At 46.1% G+C, this 19,313-nt stretch carries 12 protein-coding genes; 7 read left to right on the forward strand and 5 right to left on the reverse strand.

Annotated features, from left to right (window positions below; genetic code table 11):
• Positions 1-28 precede the first annotated feature (28 nt).
• Entirely contained in the window at positions 29-2,293 is a 2,265-nt protein-coding gene (locus tag JC525_RS02730) for a TonB-dependent receptor (protein WP_198814269.1), read from the reverse strand.
• 752 nt (positions 2,294-3,045) lie between these two features.
• On the opposite strand from JC525_RS02730, the gene JC525_RS02735 reads away from it, so the two are divergent.
• From JC525_RS02735 to JC525_RS02760, 6 genes are all read left to right on the forward strand, one after another.
• Positions 3,046-3,708, forward strand: a complete 663-nt coding sequence (locus JC525_RS02735; RefSeq protein WP_198814271.1) for a GntR family transcriptional regulator — start codon at positions 3,046-3,048, stop codon at positions 3,706-3,708.
• Between the two features lie 65 nt (positions 3,709-3,773).
• Positions 3,774-4,652, forward strand: coding sequence for a methylisocitrate lyase (prpB, locus tag JC525_RS02740; protein ID WP_198814274.1), 879 nt, complete (start codon positions 3,774-3,776; stop codon positions 4,650-4,652).
• A gap of 266 nt (positions 4,653-4,918) precedes the next feature.
• Positions 4,919-6,040, forward strand: coding sequence for a bifunctional 2-methylcitrate synthase/citrate synthase (prpC, locus tag JC525_RS02745; RefSeq protein WP_198814276.1), 1,122 nt, complete (start codon positions 4,919-4,921; stop codon positions 6,038-6,040).
• Positions 6,041-6,055: 15 nt separating this feature from the next.
• Positions 6,056-8,647 (forward strand): Fe/S-dependent 2-methylisocitrate dehydratase AcnD, encoded by a 2,592-nt coding sequence (gene acnD, locus JC525_RS02750; RefSeq protein WP_198814278.1) that lies wholly within the window; start codon positions 6,056-6,058, stop codon positions 8,645-8,647.
• Between the two features lie 10 nt (positions 8,648-8,657).
• Positions 8,658-9,839: a 2-methylaconitate cis-trans isomerase PrpF gene (gene prpF, locus JC525_RS02755; RefSeq protein ID WP_198814280.1), complete on the forward strand. Its 1,182-nt coding sequence runs from the start codon at positions 8,658-8,660 to the stop codon at positions 9,837-9,839.
• A 118-nt stretch (positions 9,840-9,957) separates the two neighbouring features.
• Entirely contained in the window at positions 9,958-11,217 is a 1,260-nt protein-coding gene (locus JC525_RS02760) for a diguanylate cyclase (protein ID WP_198814285.1), read from the forward strand.
• Positions 11,218-11,223: 6 nt separating this feature from the next.
• On the opposite strand, the gene JC525_RS02765 is transcribed toward JC525_RS02760, so the two are convergent.
• The 4 genes from JC525_RS02765 to JC525_RS02780 form a co-directional block, all read right to left on the reverse strand.
• Positions 11,224-12,366, reverse strand: coding sequence for an ROK family transcriptional regulator (locus JC525_RS02765; protein ID WP_198814470.1), 1,143 nt, complete (start codon positions 12,364-12,366; stop codon positions 11,224-11,226).
• A gap of 69 nt (positions 12,367-12,435) precedes the next feature.
• Positions 12,436-13,668, reverse strand: coding sequence for a glycerate kinase type-2 family protein (locus JC525_RS02770; RefSeq protein ID WP_198814286.1), 1,233 nt, complete (start codon positions 13,666-13,668; stop codon positions 12,436-12,438).
• A 31-nt stretch (positions 13,669-13,699) separates the two neighbouring features.
• Entirely contained in the window at positions 13,700-15,271 is a 1,572-nt protein-coding gene (locus JC525_RS02775) for a sodium:solute symporter (protein WP_198814290.1), read from the reverse strand.
• Between the two features lie 86 nt (positions 15,272-15,357).
• Positions 15,358-17,808, reverse strand: coding sequence for a TonB-dependent receptor (locus JC525_RS02780; RefSeq protein ID WP_198814292.1), 2,451 nt, complete (start codon positions 17,806-17,808; stop codon positions 15,358-15,360).
• A gap of 194 nt (positions 17,809-18,002) precedes the next feature.
• Between JC525_RS02780 and JC525_RS02785 the strand changes: the two genes are divergently transcribed.
• The gene (locus JC525_RS02785) at positions 18,003-19,304 is read left to right on the forward strand and encodes an MGH1-like glycoside hydrolase domain-containing protein (RefSeq protein ID WP_198814294.1); all 1,302 of its coding nucleotides are present in this window, start codon (positions 18,003-18,005) and stop codon (positions 19,302-19,304) included.
• The last annotated feature ends 9 nt before the right edge of the window (positions 19,305-19,313 follow it).

The raw sequence follows: 19,313 nt of genomic DNA on the forward strand, positions 1-19,313 counted from the left end.
GCTTTTATATTGTAACTGGTTGTAGCTATTAGAATTCAGTGGAGAATCTAACACCGAACTCGCTCGCGTCATTGCTTAGAATTTGCAGGATATAGTCACCTGTATTCAAACGCGCGTTGTCGTAACGCTCATCGAAAATGTTGCGACCGTAAAGTGCGACTGTGTACGCTTCATTCGCTGGTGTATACGCGATATCAAAGTTAACTAACGCACGGCTATCAAGCTCTGTCATACGCTCTGGTGCAGATGTTGGCTCACCGTACATTTCTGAACGGTAAGAGTAGTCAGCACGCACGCGAATTGAATCGCCACCATCAAGTTCGAAGGTGTACTGTGGACCAATTGCTAGCGTAAGGTCTGGAGTCAGTGGTGCTACCGGGTTAAACCCATCTTGCTCTTCCACATCAACGTCCATATAACCAATGCTGGTCATCATGCTGAAGTTGCCATAGTTGAACGTTGCATCGGCTTCAATACCGCGCGATGTTTGTTCAACCACAAGGTTTGCTGTGTCGAAACCGCCTTCGCTTACGCGACTTACTTGGTAAGGCAAGTCTTCAAACTCAGTGTTAAATACAGCTACACTGATGTCAAAGTAGTCGTTTACACGACCTTTAATACCAACTTCATAGTTAGTTGCAGTAATGTTGTCTGACGCTGTGAAGCAGTTATTAGCACGTACGGCAGCTTGCGCACCTTCGATATCATCGAAGCCACCCGCACCGAAAAACTGGCCGATTAGGCAGTAAGGACGTGCTGGGAACTGGCCCGACTGATAGCCAGACTGAATAGTCGCGTAACCTGTCATGCCGTTTTCAAACGTATAGTTGGTAGCTAGCTCCCAGGTTACTTCATCCCATTCGTTTGAGTCGAATATTGTACCGAGTGCTGAAAACACGTTAGCAGACGCTTCTTTTTCGTCTTCGGTGTATCGAAGACCACCTGACACGCTTAGCTCATCAGTTAGGTCGCGACGTACATTTACATATACCGCTTTAGACGTGGTTTCTTGGTCTAGCTCAAGTAAGTTTGGGCCGCCGTCGAAGTTAGAGTCGTCGCCTTGGCGGTTGCTACCTTCTTCATTGAAATAGTAAAGACCAGCAACAAAGTCAGTGTACTCGTTGATGTAGCCGTTAAGCTGAAGTTCAATAGAGGTTTGGTCAGCTTCACCGCGCTCAGGGAACTGATCTAATGAGAAAACCGTACCGTCATCGTCAAGGCCCGCTTTGTACTTAGACGTACGTTGGCTAGCTACAACCTTTGCAGTGTAATCATCATTGATATCCCACTCGGTAGTCAGTGAAAGACCACGGGCCTCATTTGATACGCCAGTGACTGCTTCTGTACCTGTAGCATTATCATAAATGTCAGCACCTTCAGGCGTAACATCTGTGTTACGCAACTCAACACCTAAGCCGTTACCGCCACCGAAATAGCGCGCAGAGCCCACTTCATCGATGAGCACAGTGTAAGGACGTAGACCGCCGTCACCATTGTTAGCATCTGCGGTTAGCACCATGCGGAAATCGTTTGAAGGTTCCCACTTAAGTGAAACACGACCTGAAATATCTTCAGTTTCACCCACATCGTATTCAGCATTTGGTACGTTAATGAATTCACCGAGACCATCGCGTTTGTTAAACGCTAGATTCATGTTGAACGCAACAGTTTCAGTCAGACCATGGTTAACAAAAATGTCTGCTTTAACGCGGCCGCGGGTACCAAATTCGGTATTTACTTTAGTCACGTCACCTTGATCTGGCTCTTTAGTAATGATGTTGATAGCACCGCCAATTGAGTTACGACCATATAGTGTACCCTGAGGGCCACGAAGCACCTCAATACGCTCGATATTGTTTAAGCTCCAGTTTTGACCTACTTGACGGCCTAGGTAAACGCCATCAACGTAAACACTAACACCAGGGTCGGTAGTGATAAGGTGATCTTGAAGACCGATACCACGAATGAAAGGGTTTACAGAAGACGTGTGGCCTGCAGAGAAACCGGTAACGTTAAGGTTTGGTACGAACTTACCTACGTCTGTTAGGTCTGTGATGCCTTGGGCAGCTAGCTTGTCGCCGTCAAAAGCACTGATTGCAATAGGCACTTCATAAATAACTTGAGGGCGTTTTGTTGCGGTAACGGTAATGGCTTCAAACTTTTGTTCTTCTGTTACTTCAGCTTCTTGAGCAACAGCAATGTTTGAAAGAGCTGGAACGGTCATCGCTACTGCTAGTGCGACAGGTGAAAGCTTACTGGCGAGTGTCTTAGACACGTCAGTATTGGTTTTCATGGTGTAACCCCTTTGCGTGAGTGTTAGGTATTAAAATTGTTTTTTATAGGTTGCTTCAAATTCTTCTTTGGAACTTTGAAAGCCTAAACTCACTGATTAAAGAGGTGCACTTTACCGTGTGCTAGTACTGGATAGCAGACAATAAAAAAGTAAGTCGCAATAAAACATTACAAACTTACTTTCAATAAAACTCTGCTTTAAAAGTCGGAATTACTTTTCCAGCCCCCTAAAATTCAGAAAAAGAATTTAGGCCTGAAGACTGGAACGATATGTTACCGTTACTTTGCGATCTTGCAAAGTAAATTATTGCACTTTCACTGAATTAAAACTTCGATAACAGACTAAATGGTTAAGTACTCAAATACTTAATCAGTATAGAAATAAAAGGATAAAACATATACTTTTTAAAAACTTAAGAGGTACAACCACTCAAAATTGATGTCTAAGCACCTGGCATCAAAAGCTTGACCAGTTGGACAAAATTCAACCACGTATTATTGCTACGAAGTGGGCGAACTCTACAAGCGTTTCATCAATCAATTTACACAAAAAAGACAAGTTCAACATCCAACACTTCTTGTGATCGGTGCATACCTTCAATTCTTATCACTACGGGAACGCGATGATGGTTTTCTACTATGAACGTACGACTAACATCTTACAATTTTGTCGACAATATAAGCACCCAAAGGTTGAAAAACCTTCTTAACAGGCCTATATTGTCGACATTGATTAAATGACGACTGAATATTGTGTTAGCGAAGAGTGAACAAGCCATAACCAATGCCGACCGTACCTTCTTTCAGCTTAGGAAGGACATTGTGGAGGGCATTATTCCCGCAGGCAGTAAGCTAAGTGAAATGGAATTGTCGACAAAGTATGAGGTCAGCCGTGCAGTTATTCGCGAGGCTATTAATCGCCTAGCCACCTGCCATCTTGTAGAACGCAAAGCTAATGTAGGGGCGCGCGTAGTTGCACTCTCACCCGAAGGCCTCATTCAACTTTATCAGGTGCGCGAAGCGTTAGAGGGTATGGCGGCACGTTTAGCTGCCCGCTATATGAGTGATTCTGAAATTGCCGACATGCAAGCGCTGCTTGATAGTCATTTCGATAAGGTGAAAGACAGCCACAGCTATTATCAAGAAGCCGGTGATGTCGACTTTCACTACCGAATTGTCACTGGCAGCAAAAACGACCACCTTATCAGCGTGCTTATTGATGGGCTCTACCATTTGGTTCGTATGTACCGCGTACAGCTTGGTATGGCAGGACCTCGGGTAAGCACGGCGTTTGATGAGCACAGACACATTGTTAACGCCATTGCCAATCGCGACGAAGAGTTAGCAGAAATGCTCATGCGTCGCCACATTCTTTATTCAAAAAATAATATCGAGAAGAAGCTCAACAATGACTAATACCCATAAGGCTTCTGCTTACCTATTACACCTCTACCCTACTTTCAAATAAGCGAGTGACTATCATGAGTGCAGGAAAGAAATTCAGAACCGCCTTAGAGAACAACAAACCTCTTCAAATCGTGGGCACTATCAATGCCTACACGGCCATGATGGCGAAGGCCATAGGCCATCAAGCCATTTATCTTTCCGGTGGTGGCGTAGCTAACGCTTCGTATGGCTTGCCAGATTTAGGTATGACCTCGCTTAATGACGTGATTGCAGATGTTCAGCGTATTACCAGCGCCTGTGACCTACCGCTTTTGGTCGATATTGATACCGGCTGGGGCGGTGCATTTAATATTGCCAAAACCATTCGCGATATGGAAAAAGCAGGCGCGGCCGCTGTACATATGGAAGACCAAGTCGCACAAAAGCGCTGTGGCCATCGCCCTAATAAAGAAATTGTGAGTACGGCGGAAATGGTAGATCGCATTAAAGCCGCCGTCGATGCCAGAACCGACCCCGACTTTTTCATTATGGCGCGCACCGATGCGTTTGCTCAAGAAGGGCTAGAAAAAGCCATCGAGCGTGCAAAAGCTTACGTAGCGGCAGGTGCTGACGGCATATTTGCCGAAGCGGTACAAACCGAAGAACACTATCGCGCGTTTGCTGAAGCGCTAGACGTTCCTATTCTTGCCAATATCACTGAATTCGGCAAAACCGAACTATGGAACAAAGAAGAGTTGGGCGAATGGGGCGCCGATATGGTGCTTTACCCGCTAAGTGCGTTCCGCGCCATGAATAAAGCTGCAGAAATGGTGTACAAATCTATACTTGAAAATGGCGACCAAAAAGCTGTCGTCGACACCATGCAAACACGCATGGAACTATACGATTACCTTGGTTACCACGAATACGAACAAAAGCTAGATGCCCTATTTGCAGAAGGCAAAAATCAGTAAAGAGATAAATTCCGCTTGAAGTTGGCGGGCAAGAGGATGCAGGGGTGAAGCTCCTTGGAGCAGGGGCAGTACACAGGGCGTTACCGCGCCGTGAACCTATCCATTGGGGCTCCGTTTCGGCATCCATGCCTCAAAGGGGTGACGCCCTGTGCACCGCCCCCGCTATTTCGGTGCCTCGCACCCAATTTAAGTTGAGTTTTAACCGTTTTAATCAGAAATATTTTTAAAAAGTACCTTACATATTATACAAGACCGGAGACAACAAGATGGCTAAACAGTTAAGTGGCGCGGGTTTACGCGGCCAAGTTGCAGGTAAAACAGCTTTATCAACGGTAGGTAAATCAGGTTCAGGTTTAACCTATCGCGGCTACGACGTGAAAGATTTAGCAGAAAAGTGTCAGTTTGAAGAAGTCGCTTATCTTATCTTAAAAGGTCACTTGCCAAATCAAGCTGAGCTTAATGACTATAAAACCAAACTTCGCGGTATGCGCGGTCTTCCTGACGCACTGAAAGACGTGCTTGAACGCATTCCTAAAAACGCCCACCCTATGGACGTGCTTCGCACTGGCTGTTCAATGCTAGGTAACCTTGAAATGGAAACTAGCTTTGATCAGCAGCAAGATGTGACAGACCGCATGTTAGCGTGCTTCCCAAGTATTATTTGTTACTGGTATCGCTTCTCACACGATGGAGTGCGCATTAATGTGGAAACCGATGACGACTCCATTGGCGGTCACTTCCTTCACATGCTTCACGGCGAAAAGCCACGTGAGCTTCACGAACAGGTGATGCACGTGTCTCTCATTCTTTATGCCGAGCACGAGTTCAATGCGTCTACATTCACAGCGCGCGTATGTGCCTCTACCCTTTCTGATATGCATTCTTGCGTAACCGGCGCGATTGGTTCTCTTCGCGGGCCACTTCACGGCGGTGCAAACGAAGCCGCAATGGAAATGATAGAAGGCTTCACGTCAGCCGATGACGCTGAAGAAAAAATGATGGGCATGCTAGAGCGCAAAGAGAAGATCATGGGCTTTGGCCACGCGATTTATTCTGAGTCTGATCCGCGTAACGAAATTATCAAGCAATGGTCTGAAAAACTGGCTGCCGATGTGGGCGATGAGGTGCTTTACCCTGTTTCTGTGCGCTGTGAAGAAGTGATGTGGCGCGAGAAGAAGCTATTCTGTAATGCAGACTTTTTCCACGCCTCTGCCTATAACTTTATGGGAATCCCTACGCCGCTGTTTACCCCAATATTCGTTATGTCTCGCCTTACAGGCTGGGCTGCACATGTAATGGAACAGCGCGCTGACAACCGTATTATTCGCCCATCAGCAGAATACACGGGCGAAGAATTGCGCCCTGTTCCTGCAATCAGCGAACGCTAAGAGAATAGGTGGTTTATGAATATTGATTACCGTAAACCGCTTCCAAATGCGGGTATCGACTTCTTCGATACTCGTGAAGCGGTTGATGCCATAGAGCCAGGTGCATACGCCAAGCTGCCGTACACGTCACGTGTGTTGGCTGAAAACTTGATACGCAAATGCGACCCTGCCATGCTAAACGATTCACTCAAACAGCTGATATACCGCAAGCGCGACCTCGATTTTCCGTGGTTCCCAGCACGTGTGGTATGCCACGATATTCTTGGTCAAACGGCCCTTGTAGACTTAGCGGGCCTTCGCGATGCCATTGCGGCGAAAGGCGGCGACCCTGCGAAAGTAAACCCAGTGGTGCCTACTCAGCTAATAGTGGACCACTCCCTCGCCGTAGAGCACGCGGGCTTTGAAAAAGACGCATTTGAAAAGAACCGTGCTATTGAAGACAGACGAAACGATGACCGCTTTCATTTCATTAACTGGACAAAAACCGCGTTTAAAAACGTAGATGTTATTCCGCCGGGTAACGGCATTATGCACCAGATTAACTTGGAGCGTATGTCGCCAGTTATTCAAAGCCGTGACGGCGTAGCCTTCCCAGATACCCTCGTGGGCACAGACAGCCATACCCCGCATGTTGATGCACTTGGTGTAATTGCGGTAGGCGTGGGCGGCCTTGAAGCGGAAAGCGTTATGCTGGGCCGTGCGTCTTATATGCGTTTGCCTGATATTGTAGGGGTCGAGCTTACCGGTAAGCCACAGCCAGGTATTACGGCTACCGACATCGTATTAGCGTTAACTGAATTCCTGCGTAAAGAGCGTGTAGTATCTGCATATCTTGAATTCTACGGTGAAGGTGCATCGCACTTAACCCTTGGCGATCGGGCGACCATCTCGAACATGACACCCGAATACGGCGCCACAGCGGCGATGTTCTATATCGATCAGCAAACTATTGATTACTTGCGCTTAACTGGGCGTGAAGAAAAGCAAATTGCGCTTGTCGAGAAATACGCTAAACACACTGGGCTTTGGGCTGATGACTTAGAAACTGCCGAGTACGAACGAGTTCTCACGTTTGATTTGTCTGCCGTAGGCAGAAACATGGCCGGGCCGTCTAACCCGCATGCACGCTTACCCACTAGCGACCTAGAAAGTCGCGGTATCGCAGCTAAGTGGACTGAAGAAGAAGGTAAAATGCCAGATGGCGCGGTGATTATCGCAGCTATCACCAGCTGTACTAATACCTCTAACCCGCGAAACGTGATTGCAGCAGGCTTACTTGCCAGAAATGCAAACGCGCGCGGTTTAACCCGCAAGCCATGGGTGAAAAGTTCACTGGCGCCTGGTTCTAAAGCCGTTAAGTTATACCTTGAAGAGGCCAACTTAATGAGCGAATTGGAAGACTTAGGTTTTGGCGTTGTGGCATTTGCATGTACCACTTGTAACGGTATGAGTGGCGCGCTAGACCCTAAAATTCAGCAAGAAATTATCGACCGCGATTTATACGCCACAGCGGTACTTTCGGGCAATCGTAACTTCGATGGGCGTATTCATCCCTATGCGAAGCAAGCCTTCTTGGCATCACCACCCTTGGTCGTTGCATACGCCATAGCCGGTACCATTCGCTTTGATATCGAAAAGGACGTGTTAGGCACTGATAAAGATGGCAACCCAGTAACGCTTAAAGATATCTGGCCAAGCGATGAAGAGATTGACGCTATTGTTGCTAAATCTGTCAAGCCTGAGCATTTCAGAAAAGTGTACGAGCCTATGTTCGACTTGAGTGTGGATTACGGTAAAGACATTAATCCGCTCTACGACTGGCGTGAAATGAGCACCTACATTCGCCGCCCGCCTTATTGGGAAGGTGCAATGGATGCCGAGCGCACCATGAAGGGTATGCGTCCGTTAGCCATTTTAGGTGATAACATCACCACCGATCACCTATCGCCTTCTAACGCCATTATGGCAAGCAGTGCCGCGGGGGAATACTTAGCGAAAATGGGGTTACCTGAGGAAGACTTCAACTCCTACGCCACCCACCGTGGAGATCACTTAACCGCCCTGCGCGCTACCCTTGCGAACCCCAAAGTGTTCAATGAAATGGTGCTGGAAAACGGCGAAGTCAAACAAGGTTCACTAGCCCGCGTAGAGCCAGAAGGCAAAGTCGTGCGCATGTGGGAAGCCATTGAAACCTATATGAACCGCAAACAGCCGCTGATCATTGTAGCAGGCGCTGACTACGGTCAGGGTTCATCGCGAGATTGGGCAGCGAAAGGCGTACGCCTTGCGGGCGTTGAAGTCATTGTAGCAGAGGGTTTCGAGCGTATTCACCGTACTAACCTTATTGGTATGGGCGTGTTGCCGCTAGAGTTTAAGCCTGGCACAACCCGTAAAACACTAGAGCTCGACGGTACAGAAACTTACGATGTAAGCGGAGAACCTTCGCCGGGCGCAACACTGACGCTGGTAGTAAACCGTAAAAACGGCGAGCAACTAGAAGTACCCGTAACCTGTCGTTTAGACACTGCAGAAGAAGTCTCTATTTACAGTGCAGGCGGTGTACTACAACGCTTCGCAAAGGACTTCTTGGAAGCTGAAGCTAGCTGAGGAAAAAAACATGACAATGTATGCGCCACAACTTCGCGTACCGGCTACCTACATGCGTGGCGGTACCAGTAAAGGTGTGTTTTTTAATTTAACTGACTTGCCAGAAGCTGCGCAAAAGCCGGGGCCTGCGCGCGATGCCCTGCTTCTGCGTGTTATCGGAAGCCCTGATCCATATGGAAAACAAACCGATGGTATGGGCGGTGCGACATCAAGCACCAGCAAAACCGTTATATTAAGCAAAAGCGAGCGTAAAGGTTACGATGTCGACTATCTATTCGGTCAAGTAGCCATAGACAAGCCATTTGTAGACTGGAGCGGTAACTGCGGAAACCTGACCGCTGCAGTGGGCGCCTTTGCCATTAGCAACGGCCTCGTCGATGCCAGCAAAATTCCACAAAATGGCATTGCCACGGTGAACATTTGGCAGGCCAATATCAATAAAGCGATTATTGCTAAGGTGCCAATGACCAATGGCGAAGTACAGGAGACAGGCGATTTTGAGCTTGATGGTGTGACCTTTCCTGCTGCAGAGGTGGAAGTAGCATTTGTTGATCCGGCTGATGGAGAAGGGGCCATTTTTCCTACCGGACGCTTGGTCGACACACTTGAAGTGCCGGGTGTAGGCTCACTTCAAGCGACCATGATTAACGCGGGGATCCCCACTATCTTCATCAACGCTGTAGATATCGGATATACAGGCACGGAACTGCAGGATGATATCAACAGTGATGCTGATGCACTTGCAAAGTTTGAAGCAATTCGCGCATACGGCGCTGTTCAAATGGGCCTAATTAAAGACGTGGGTGAAGCCGCAAACAGGCAGCACACGCCCAAGGTGGCGTTTGTTGCTCCGCCACGAGGATATAAGGCGTCTAGCGGTAAAGATGTTTTGGGCTCTGATATTGATGTACTCGTTCGCGCCCTGTCTATGGGTAAACTGCACCATGCGATGATGGGCACGGCAGCCGTTGCTATAGCTGCAGCAGCCGCTATTCCCGGCACGTTGGTTAATCTAGCGGCAGGTGGGGAGAACAGAGAGTCGGTTACCTTTGGGCACCCTTCGGGTACGTTACGCGTTGGTGCGAAAGCGTCATTTGAAGGCGACAAGTGGCATATCAATCAAGCTGTAATGAGCCGAAGTGCACGAGTACTTATGGAAGGAACTGTGCGTGTTCCTGTTGAACAGAGTTAATGGCCGTCGCCTACCCCAACGCGTTACAATATAGACATTCGTATGAAAGGCCCTCTACAAGAGGGCTTTTTTATGATTATTAAGTAAAATAGAGTGATAAGTATCAAGAGAAGCTCACATGTATAAAGTGCTTGTAGTAGAAGACAGCGTTACTGTCCGCAAGATCGTTAATAAACTTATTGAGGAAAACCCTCATCTTACCTGTGATCTTTGTGAAGATTTGGCAGAGGCCAAAATCGCACTCGAGAGCGGCACTGAATATCTGGCTGCTATTGTTGATTTAAATCTTCCTGACGCGCCACGTGGCGAAAGCGTTGAATTAGCCCTTTCTCACAACGTGCCGACTATCGTATTGACCGGTAACTTCGATGAATTTACCCGCGCGCAACTGCTTGATCAGGGCGTGTTGGACTACATCACAAAAGAGTCTCGCTACTCTTACTTACAGGTATCTAAGCTGGTTGATCGTTTAAGAAAAAATCTAAACACAAAGGTGCTTGTTGTTGAAGACTCTATGACGAGCCGAAACCATATCTGCTCCTTGCTGCGCAAATTCAAGTTTCAAGTTCACGAAGCAAGCGATGGTTTAGAAGCGCTCGATGAGCTTGATAACCATCGCGACATTAAAATGGTCATTGCTGATCATCGTATGCCTAATATGGATGGCTATGAATTGGTTAAAGCAATACGTCATGAAAAAAGAATGCAAGATTTAGTGTTTATTGGGCTCTCTGCCACCGGCGATAGCGTGCTTACTTCCAAATTTATAAAAAGTGGAGCAAATGACTTTCTCTCAAAACCCTTTTATCACGAAGAGTTCTATTGTCGTATTATGCAGAACCTTGAATCGCAGGAAATGATTCAAACTATCCGCGACTCAGCCAATTTAGACCCACTTACCCGGGTCTATAATCGCCGTTTTCTTTATGAAAAAGCCGAAGAACTATTTGATAATAAGGGCGCTAGAACAAACGTCATCGTGTCCATGATAGATGCCGACAATTTCAAAGGCGTTAATGATACTTACGGTCACAAAACCGGCGACGTGCTGTTACAAGAGTTCGCTGCGCTTCTAAAAGACTACTTCCCGGACGACCTGATAGTCCGCTACGGTGGTGAAGAATTCACTGTAGTATCGGTAAGACCACCAAAAGTTTACCTTTCAGCGCTCGCTACATTCATGGATGCCGTGCGTACGACTAAGTTTACTCATCATAAATTCAATGTCACATGTAGCATCGGTGTGTGTGCCGAAGAGCACGAGTGCTTGGAATCTCAATTAGAAGTTGCTGACGCTCGCTTATACGAAGCGAAACATGCGGGTAAAGACCAAATTATTCTTAGAAGTAAATCACAAAAAGTATCACAACCCGCATAAATTATATTACAAAAACCAGTCTCTTATAGGCAGTGTTGCAGCGCCAACTGCAACTGGACATTCTGTAACGCCTGCGCAAACTATTTCAGGCATAGGACGTTTGGCCCCTCGCCTAAACTGTGCGTATACATCAATTCTAGGTATTACCTTTTGAGCGAGCTTAGTGGGTATGTGGCCGCCTATTATTATTGCTTGGCTATCAAGCAAGGCAGAGCTTGCTGTAGCGACTAAATCAAATGAATCTTGAACCTTGTAAATCCATTCATCAACGCCAGGCCACTCAGGATCAAAAACTTCATTCAATCGATACATAGACGGTACATCGACGCCATTTTTCAAGAGTATGCGCTCTAAAAGCTTAAGGTTGGGGTGGCTATACAATTTAGCAGGCAACATGTCGCCCAATTCCCCCGCATTTCCATGGGTACCTCGAATCATGTCACCGTTGTTAATTAAGCCCCCACCAAAAGCACTAGAAACAAAGAAATAAACGAAGTTTTTATACTTCCGGCCAACCCCCGCAATGCCCTCACCAGCGGCAGCACCGGTTCCATCGTTTACCACCCAAGTGGGTAAATTAAATGCGTCGGCAACAGTCTCAGCTATGTTAATGTCAGCCCACTCTTCAATAGCATGATGGGTGTTCATTTTTCCATCAGTAGAACTAAAAAAACCAGAAATTCCAACGCCAATACCAAGTATGCGTTCGTTGTCTATCTGGTGTTTTGCAGACATTGCGTCAAATTCAGCTACCGCTTTTGAAAGTACAGATGCAATCCCCATGTCGTCTAATTCAACGTGTTTAGTTGCAACAACTTCACCTTTGAAATTCATCAAAGCAATAGAAATAGCATCAAGCAATATCGACAAACCATAGCTGTAAGCATACTCTGGGTTTGGCTCTAATCCTGAGGAAGCTTTACCTGAATCACCGACTCCTCTGATAAGGCCATCTTCAATAAGCGTAATGACCAAACGAGAAACAGTTTGCTGGGGAATTTTAGTGGCAACAGATATTGCTCTTTGCGTGATGCCGTGAGTCCAAAACACCTCTTTGACGATGGCTTTGGGATTGTCTTGCAGCAACTTTTCACCTTTACCAAGCTCAAAATTACCGCGCAGCAATTGATTATTTCTCGCCGATGTCAGCATAGATCCCACTTTCAACATATTCGATTTAAGCTAGGCACATTATACGTAACTCACGCCCAGTTCCCACTACGTTGAAACAGAAATCACTCGAAAGTCATTAACATTGGTTCGCGTTGGACCTATCGCTATATGTGCATCAAGCACATCGAAAAAGCTAAAACTGTTGTGCTCTTTTAATAACGCGTCTACCTCCAGCCCCTTTTTCTCCGCCTCTGCCAGTGTATGCTCGTCGATGTAACCGCCCGCGACATCTTTGCTGCCATCAACGCCATCTGTATCTGCCGCTAAGGCACTAATTCCTGGTTCTCCGCCCAGTTCACGTGCAAGTGCCATAAGGTATTCTTGGTTTGGTCCACCCTCGCCTTTTGAATCTCCCAATGTCACGGTAAGCTCACCGCCAGAAAGCAATAAAATAGGTTTCCCTTTTTTCTTATACTCTCGTGCAATTTGCGCGTGACGTTTAGCTACCGTTTGTGCTTCCCCTTTTTCTGTGTAGCTAATGATTTCAGTATCCCAACCCGCAGCTTTTGCTTTTCCAACTGCTGCATCAATGGCACTTTGCGCATTAGCCACCAAGGTATAACCGCCAGAAACCTTCGGAAGCGGTAATGCATGGTTTAAGTAATCGCGAATACGGGACTCGTTGCAAAAGTCATATTTGTCTAGGATGGCAATCGCGTCTTCAGGTTTTGTAGTGTCTTGCACGGTTAAGCCTGAAGCAATAAAAGCTGGGTCATCTCCTACCACGTCTGAAATAACTAGGCTTGTATTTTTCCCTTTCGAAGCGGCGGCTAGTCTCCCTCCTTTAATAACTGAAACATGCTTTCTTACCGTATTCATTTCTTCAATGCTTGCACCACTTCGCAATAAGAACTTGTGCAGCGCAAGTTTTTCATCGAGCGAAATACCGTGAGGTGGCGCACAAGCAAGCGACGATCCTCCACCGGAAATAAGAAAGATAACGTCCTCTGAAGACTTCACCTTAGATGCCAAAGACAATAACGCTTTAGCCCCTTCTACACTATTTTCATCAGGCACTGGATGTGCAGCAAGGCGAACCTCAATGTTGCCCGTGGGTTCGGTATTCTCATAGCCATAACGAGTAACCACCAGCCCGTAAGCGTTATCGCCAAAGTATTTATAAGCCTCGACCGCCATGTCCGCAGCCGCTTTCCCTGCTCCCAAAATGCATACTCGCTTGTTTCGAGCAAACGATGAAAAGTGCTCTGGTAAACAATATCTAGGCTTACTAACTCTTACCGCCTCTTCGTATAAGGATAAAAGAAATGATCTATTCATGAAAAACCTTTGGAAAGGGCCCCTCGGGACCCTATGTAAATAGTGAGGGAAGTAGTAGACACACAGTCAGCATAAGTGCAAAAAAGCCCAACAATATAGTAATGTCGCTTTTGGTAAGAATGGAGTGAAACCTTAGCTGTTTAACATCATCCACACATGTTGACGAAGGCCATATAAATCTTGCGAGGATAGAGACTGCACAAGTAACGACAAAGCCGATAACGTTCCACCAAAACCAGAATATATCTGGTACGAAAAGCCAAATTATAATGTTGGTACCTACACCAGCAATAAGCCCCAAATTAACGTGTCGTCCGCTCAGCGTTTTACTTGCTACGGCAAGTAAAAAGAGCGCGAGTATAGGCCCATAAAATACAGAGCCAACTTTATTGATAGCTTCAATTATTGTTGGTGCAATATTTCCCGCAAAAAGAGAAAGAACAAGCGTAACGCCCCCCCATATCAAACCAGTTATTTTAGCTACCCGAAGATAACTTTTGTGCTCAAGTTCTGTATCGGTTATGCGGCAATAGTCTTCAACGGTCACCGCCGATAGTGAATTTATGGCAGAGCTTAACGACGACATGGCGGCAGATAAAATAGCCACAATCAAAAGGCCAATTAATCCATGCGGAAGATAATTTAGGATAAAAGTCGGCATGAGCCAGTCTGGGTTATCAGCGGGAATTTTATTGAAAAAGTCAGTGTTGGTTAGGGCAAGTGTGCCGACAATTAACCCAGAAAAACAATAAAGTAATGTTATGGGAAAACGAATGATACCGTTTGCCACAATCATTTTTCTGAGGTCATTCTCGTTTCTTGCCGATAGCGCACGCTGAGCCTGTGTTTGATCACAGCCATAGTAAGATGCGTAGAGGACGATTCCTCCAAACAGCATGGGGAAGAAACCGAAGCCGTCCCCACTGAAGCCTAGCGAAGAGAAGTCTATTGCTATTAATCGCTCTTTTGGTGCCTGCGCTACGAGCACGTCAAAGCCACCCAGTGCTTGAAGACCAATGACGATGCACGCAATGGTGCCCAGTACAATTATAATCATTTGTATGGCGTCAGCATAAACTACCGCTTTCATCCCGCCCTGCAACGAATAAAGCACAGTAATAATGCCAGTAAGCACTACTGCCTGCCACGCTTCAATGCCCATTGTGCCTTGCAAAATAATTGACACCGCATAAATCATAATGCCGGTAGCAAATGCACGGCTAAATTGGAAAACAACACTAATTAAAACGCGGGTTAAACGCCCAAATCTTTGCTCTAGATAGTCGTATATGCTTACCACACCCGACTTATATAAAGACGGAAGGATAGTACCTAGCAGCAGAATCATAGCAATAGGAATACCCAGCTCGTAAGACAGCCAGATCATACCGCCGCCATCCCGCAATCCAACAAAAGCTGGGGCAGAAATAAAGCTAATTGCAGAGAGTTGCGTGGCCATTACGGAAAGGGTTAGTGGCTTCCACCCTAACGTTCTGCCACCGAGAAAATAATCACCTTTGTCTTCTTGCTGTCTTAAGGCGAACCCCATATACAGTAAAGCGCCTAGGTAGCCTATCACTACAATGTAATCTAAAAAATTCATATGCTGTTCTTATTTTTCAAGTCGCGAATTAAAAAGCTGATAGCCCCCGTTAAGAGCCATCAGCGAAGGGGAAGTGTCAACGTCGACTAAAAATCATAACGCAAACGCAGCGACACGCGGCGCGGTAATATGGGGCGGCCTACAAAGTAAGATTCACCCGCTGTTTGGCTATTACCTAGACGAGGAGACCCTTCAGTAATACCATCTGAGTCGAATAGATTCCATACAGCTATACTTGCACGAAGTCGCTCACCCTGCCCGAGTTCCCATGTATAGCCCGTGTCTAAACGGAATACATGGAAGTCGTCTAACTCAACAGAATTAGCGTCATTAGTGAAGTTTTTACCGTGGTAGTTATGGTAAAAAGAGATATCCCAGTCGTCTAACGTATAGCGCAGCGCTGAGTTAAACATCACCTTTGGCTTTCTTCTTAATTCGTTACCTATTACAGAAGGGTCAGAATCGTATTCGGTAAATTCATGGTCTGTGTAAGTAAAGTTAGCATCGAAAATCAGGTCATCGGTAATGTTATAGCTACCAACAACTTCAACACCATAGGCTTCTGTTGATTGGAAAACCGGAACTTCTATGGCCACACCGTTTTCATCGTTCACGAAGTCAACAGAGCGTCTGTCTTCAAGATCAGTTTTGAACAACGCTACCGTTCCCACAAAATCATCTAAGAAGAACTTGGCACCTACCTCTGCTTGTTTCACTATTTCACTTTCGTAACGCCCTGGTTGACCGTTAGGGTTAAACGCAACGCCGCGAAGCTCTGGGAAGAAGAACCCTCTTGAGTAGTTAGCATAAACATTGAAGTTATCGGCCAGCTTGTAGAGCGCTGCTATCGAATAAGCAAGTTCTGAGTTATCAACGTTACCGTGAGTTAAAGCACCGCTACCCGTTACATTCACCTGTAAGTCTTGATAAAGCATAGGATCGTCGTTAACGACAACCGTTTGACTGCCTTCTCGTGTAATCGTGCCGTCTATTTCTTCCCAGCGTAGACCAACATCAATGATCCAATCATCACTTTGCATTTGGTCAGCAATATAAAAGGCATTTCTTCGCGCAGAAATCGTCGTATCAGAAAAACTAATGCCAGGGCCTGTTACGCCATTTTGACTGACTATTAGGTTATTATCGTCAGCATCTGTAATCGATAAATCGACCAAACGTGCTTGATTGTTAAACTCACCAAGATATCGAGTAATTACGTTATTATCTTCTGCCTCAGCGCTTGAGAAAAAGGTACCAACTGTAATGCTATGGGAGAAATCACCAATATCGAGATATTTAACGATATTCAACTCAGACGAGAAATCTGTCGCCGGTCTGTCCCTATCTAGAATGCGGTTTGCAAATAATAGGTCATCTTCGGGTAGCGCAATGTCTGTTCCCGCGTAAGTAAAAGCTGGTGTACCTAACTCATCAAGCCCTCGGTTTGCTAAATATTCGCTTTGTGTCTCTGGAACATTGATAATGCCATCGCCATCTAGGAACAAATTGAACTGATGGTCATAGCTGGCATACTTTGCTCGAGCAAGTACGCTATAGTCATTACCCAAGTCTTTTGAAAATTCCATAGACACTGAACCGCCTCTTGTCGCAACGCCCTCCTCAATCGGCGTGCGATAGCGTCCATCTGCAGTGTCATAAGACAAACCAGATGCGTAGAAGGTTTGGGTTGATTCTACTTCTCGCCCGTCGTTGCCAGCAACACGCTCTCGGCTTTGAGCGTCAAGCGGCAGAGGGAGAAAAAATTGCACTTCATCGTTAATGGCTTGACCATAGATAGTGAAGTAACCGCTCCCGTCATCAAACTCTTTGTGAATGTTACCGCGAACTTGGTAACCTTCGGTGGGCAATCCAGTGTCAATAGGGCCTTCATCATAACGATAAAAACCAGACATAGCGTAATACATACCCTTTTCATTCAAAGGGCCGCTTGTCGCGAAATCTAAACGCTTGCGATTGTTGTCAGATAACTCCAGCTGAACTGTACTTTCTGAGAGTTCAGTTCCTTTCTTAGAAAGGTAGTTAATAACCCCAGCGACAGAGCCTTGGCCAAACAGGTTAGATACACCACCGCGCACAAACTCAACGCGCTCAATACCTAAATCGTTTCTAAAGTAAACATCGTATGCAGATGAATTAAGACCAAACGCACTCAAAGTGGGTGAGCCGTCATAAAGTAAGGGAGTAAATTGGAACTGACCTGATGAAGGTAAGCCTCGCACTTGCAAGTTAGTGGCGACTTCACCACCACCGCCTTCTACCTTTATACCCGGTACATAGCGAAGAACATCGGCTTGGCTACTCATCGAGAGTTTCGCTACTTCTTGCGCGTCCATAGATGTAGTCGACTGCGGCGTTTCCGCCACCAAACGAGCACGACTGGTGCCCGTAACAACGATTTGTTCATAATCTTTTTTAGCTTTGGCGCCTTGATCAGCATCCGTTTTTTCTGCGTCCTGAGCGATTGCATTGCCAGCTAATAGCGACGAAATCGTCGTCGCAAGAAGTAGTTTATTCACTGTGTATCTCCAACCGTTTTTAATTATGTTGAGTGTTTTAGTAGGGCTTCACACACTGCCGAACACAACACCTCATGATTAACTTCCCATTTACAATAAAACACAAATTTATCACTTTCAACCCAAAATGGGTTTTATTTTTAAATCTTTGTGTAATAATTGCTAAATCTAAAACTCATATTGGGTAAAAAGTAATGATGAATATAGAAAACCGTGATGCGCATCTCATTGAAGAAGCGAAAGCAACGCTAATTAAAAACGACCTTGGTGGCTATACGGTGCCTACGCACGGACTGTATCCATTTCAGTGGAACTGGGATTCAGCTATTGTGGCTTTAGGCTGGCTTCCTTTTGACGAGCCTAGAGCTTGGGAAGAAACTACGTCATTGCTCAGCGCGCAATGGAAGTCAGGAATGGTGCCCCATGTTGTTTTCCACAAGCATTCAGATACTTACTTCCCGGGTCCTGATATTTGGGGCGTACAAAACTCACCGGATAGTACGTCTATCACACAACCTCCCGTGCTGGCTTCCGTTATCAAGGTTTTGTTTGAGGAGACAAAAGATCGTGCACTTGCTGAGTCTCAGATAAACACTATCGTACCTCAGCTTATCGATTACCACTTATGGTGGTATAAGCAGAGAGATCCTGAAAATACAGGGTTGGTTGTAAGTTATCATCCGTGGGAATCGGGTATGGATAACAGCCCTGCGTGGGATGCAGCACTAGAAGCGGTTCCATGTGTAGACTGGGAATATACTCGCCGTGACACAAGTCACATCGATGCCTCCGAGCGTCCTCACAAAAAGGAATATGACCGCTTTTTGTATCTTGTCGACTTTTTCCGAAAGATGAATTTTGACGATACGTTGATTTATCAAGATTGCCCATATCGTGTAAACGATGTGAGCATTATTTCAATTCTGCACCGCGCCACGAAAGACTTGCTGGCAATATGCAAAAAAGTTGGCGTAAGTAACGAACAAACTGCTTACCTTGAAAAACGCTTGAACCTGACGGAAGATGCTATCGATAAGCTATGGTGTGCCGATACCAACATGTTTCATAGCTTCGACACAAGAAGCAACACAATGTGTAAAGCACGCACGTCCGCTGGGTTATTACCATTTTTCGCAGGCCTTGTCAGTGAGCAGCAAACGCAACCACTTATTTCAGTGTTAGATAAATGGCTTGATCACAGCAAATATGCGATATCTTCTACTCACCCTGACGATCCCAATTATGAACCTCAGCGCTACTGGCGCGGCCCTATCTGGATCCATATAAATTGGATGATAGCCATCGGCTTAGAGGACTATGGCTTCTCACAACAAGCTCAGCGCATTACAGAGGGAAGTCGCGCGTGTATTTATACCAGCGGTTTTAACGAGTCATTCCATGCAGAGACCGGCGCGCGTAGTGGAGGAGCTGATTTTTCTTGGACCGCAGCCATGGCGCTATATTGGCTGTTACCTGACACCGCGAAAAAAGGTTAAGGAGTGCTT

This window comes from Alteromonas sp. IB21 (genome assembly GCF_016405965.1).
Taxonomy (GTDB): Bacteria; Pseudomonadota; Gammaproteobacteria; order Enterobacterales; family Alteromonadaceae; genus Alteromonas.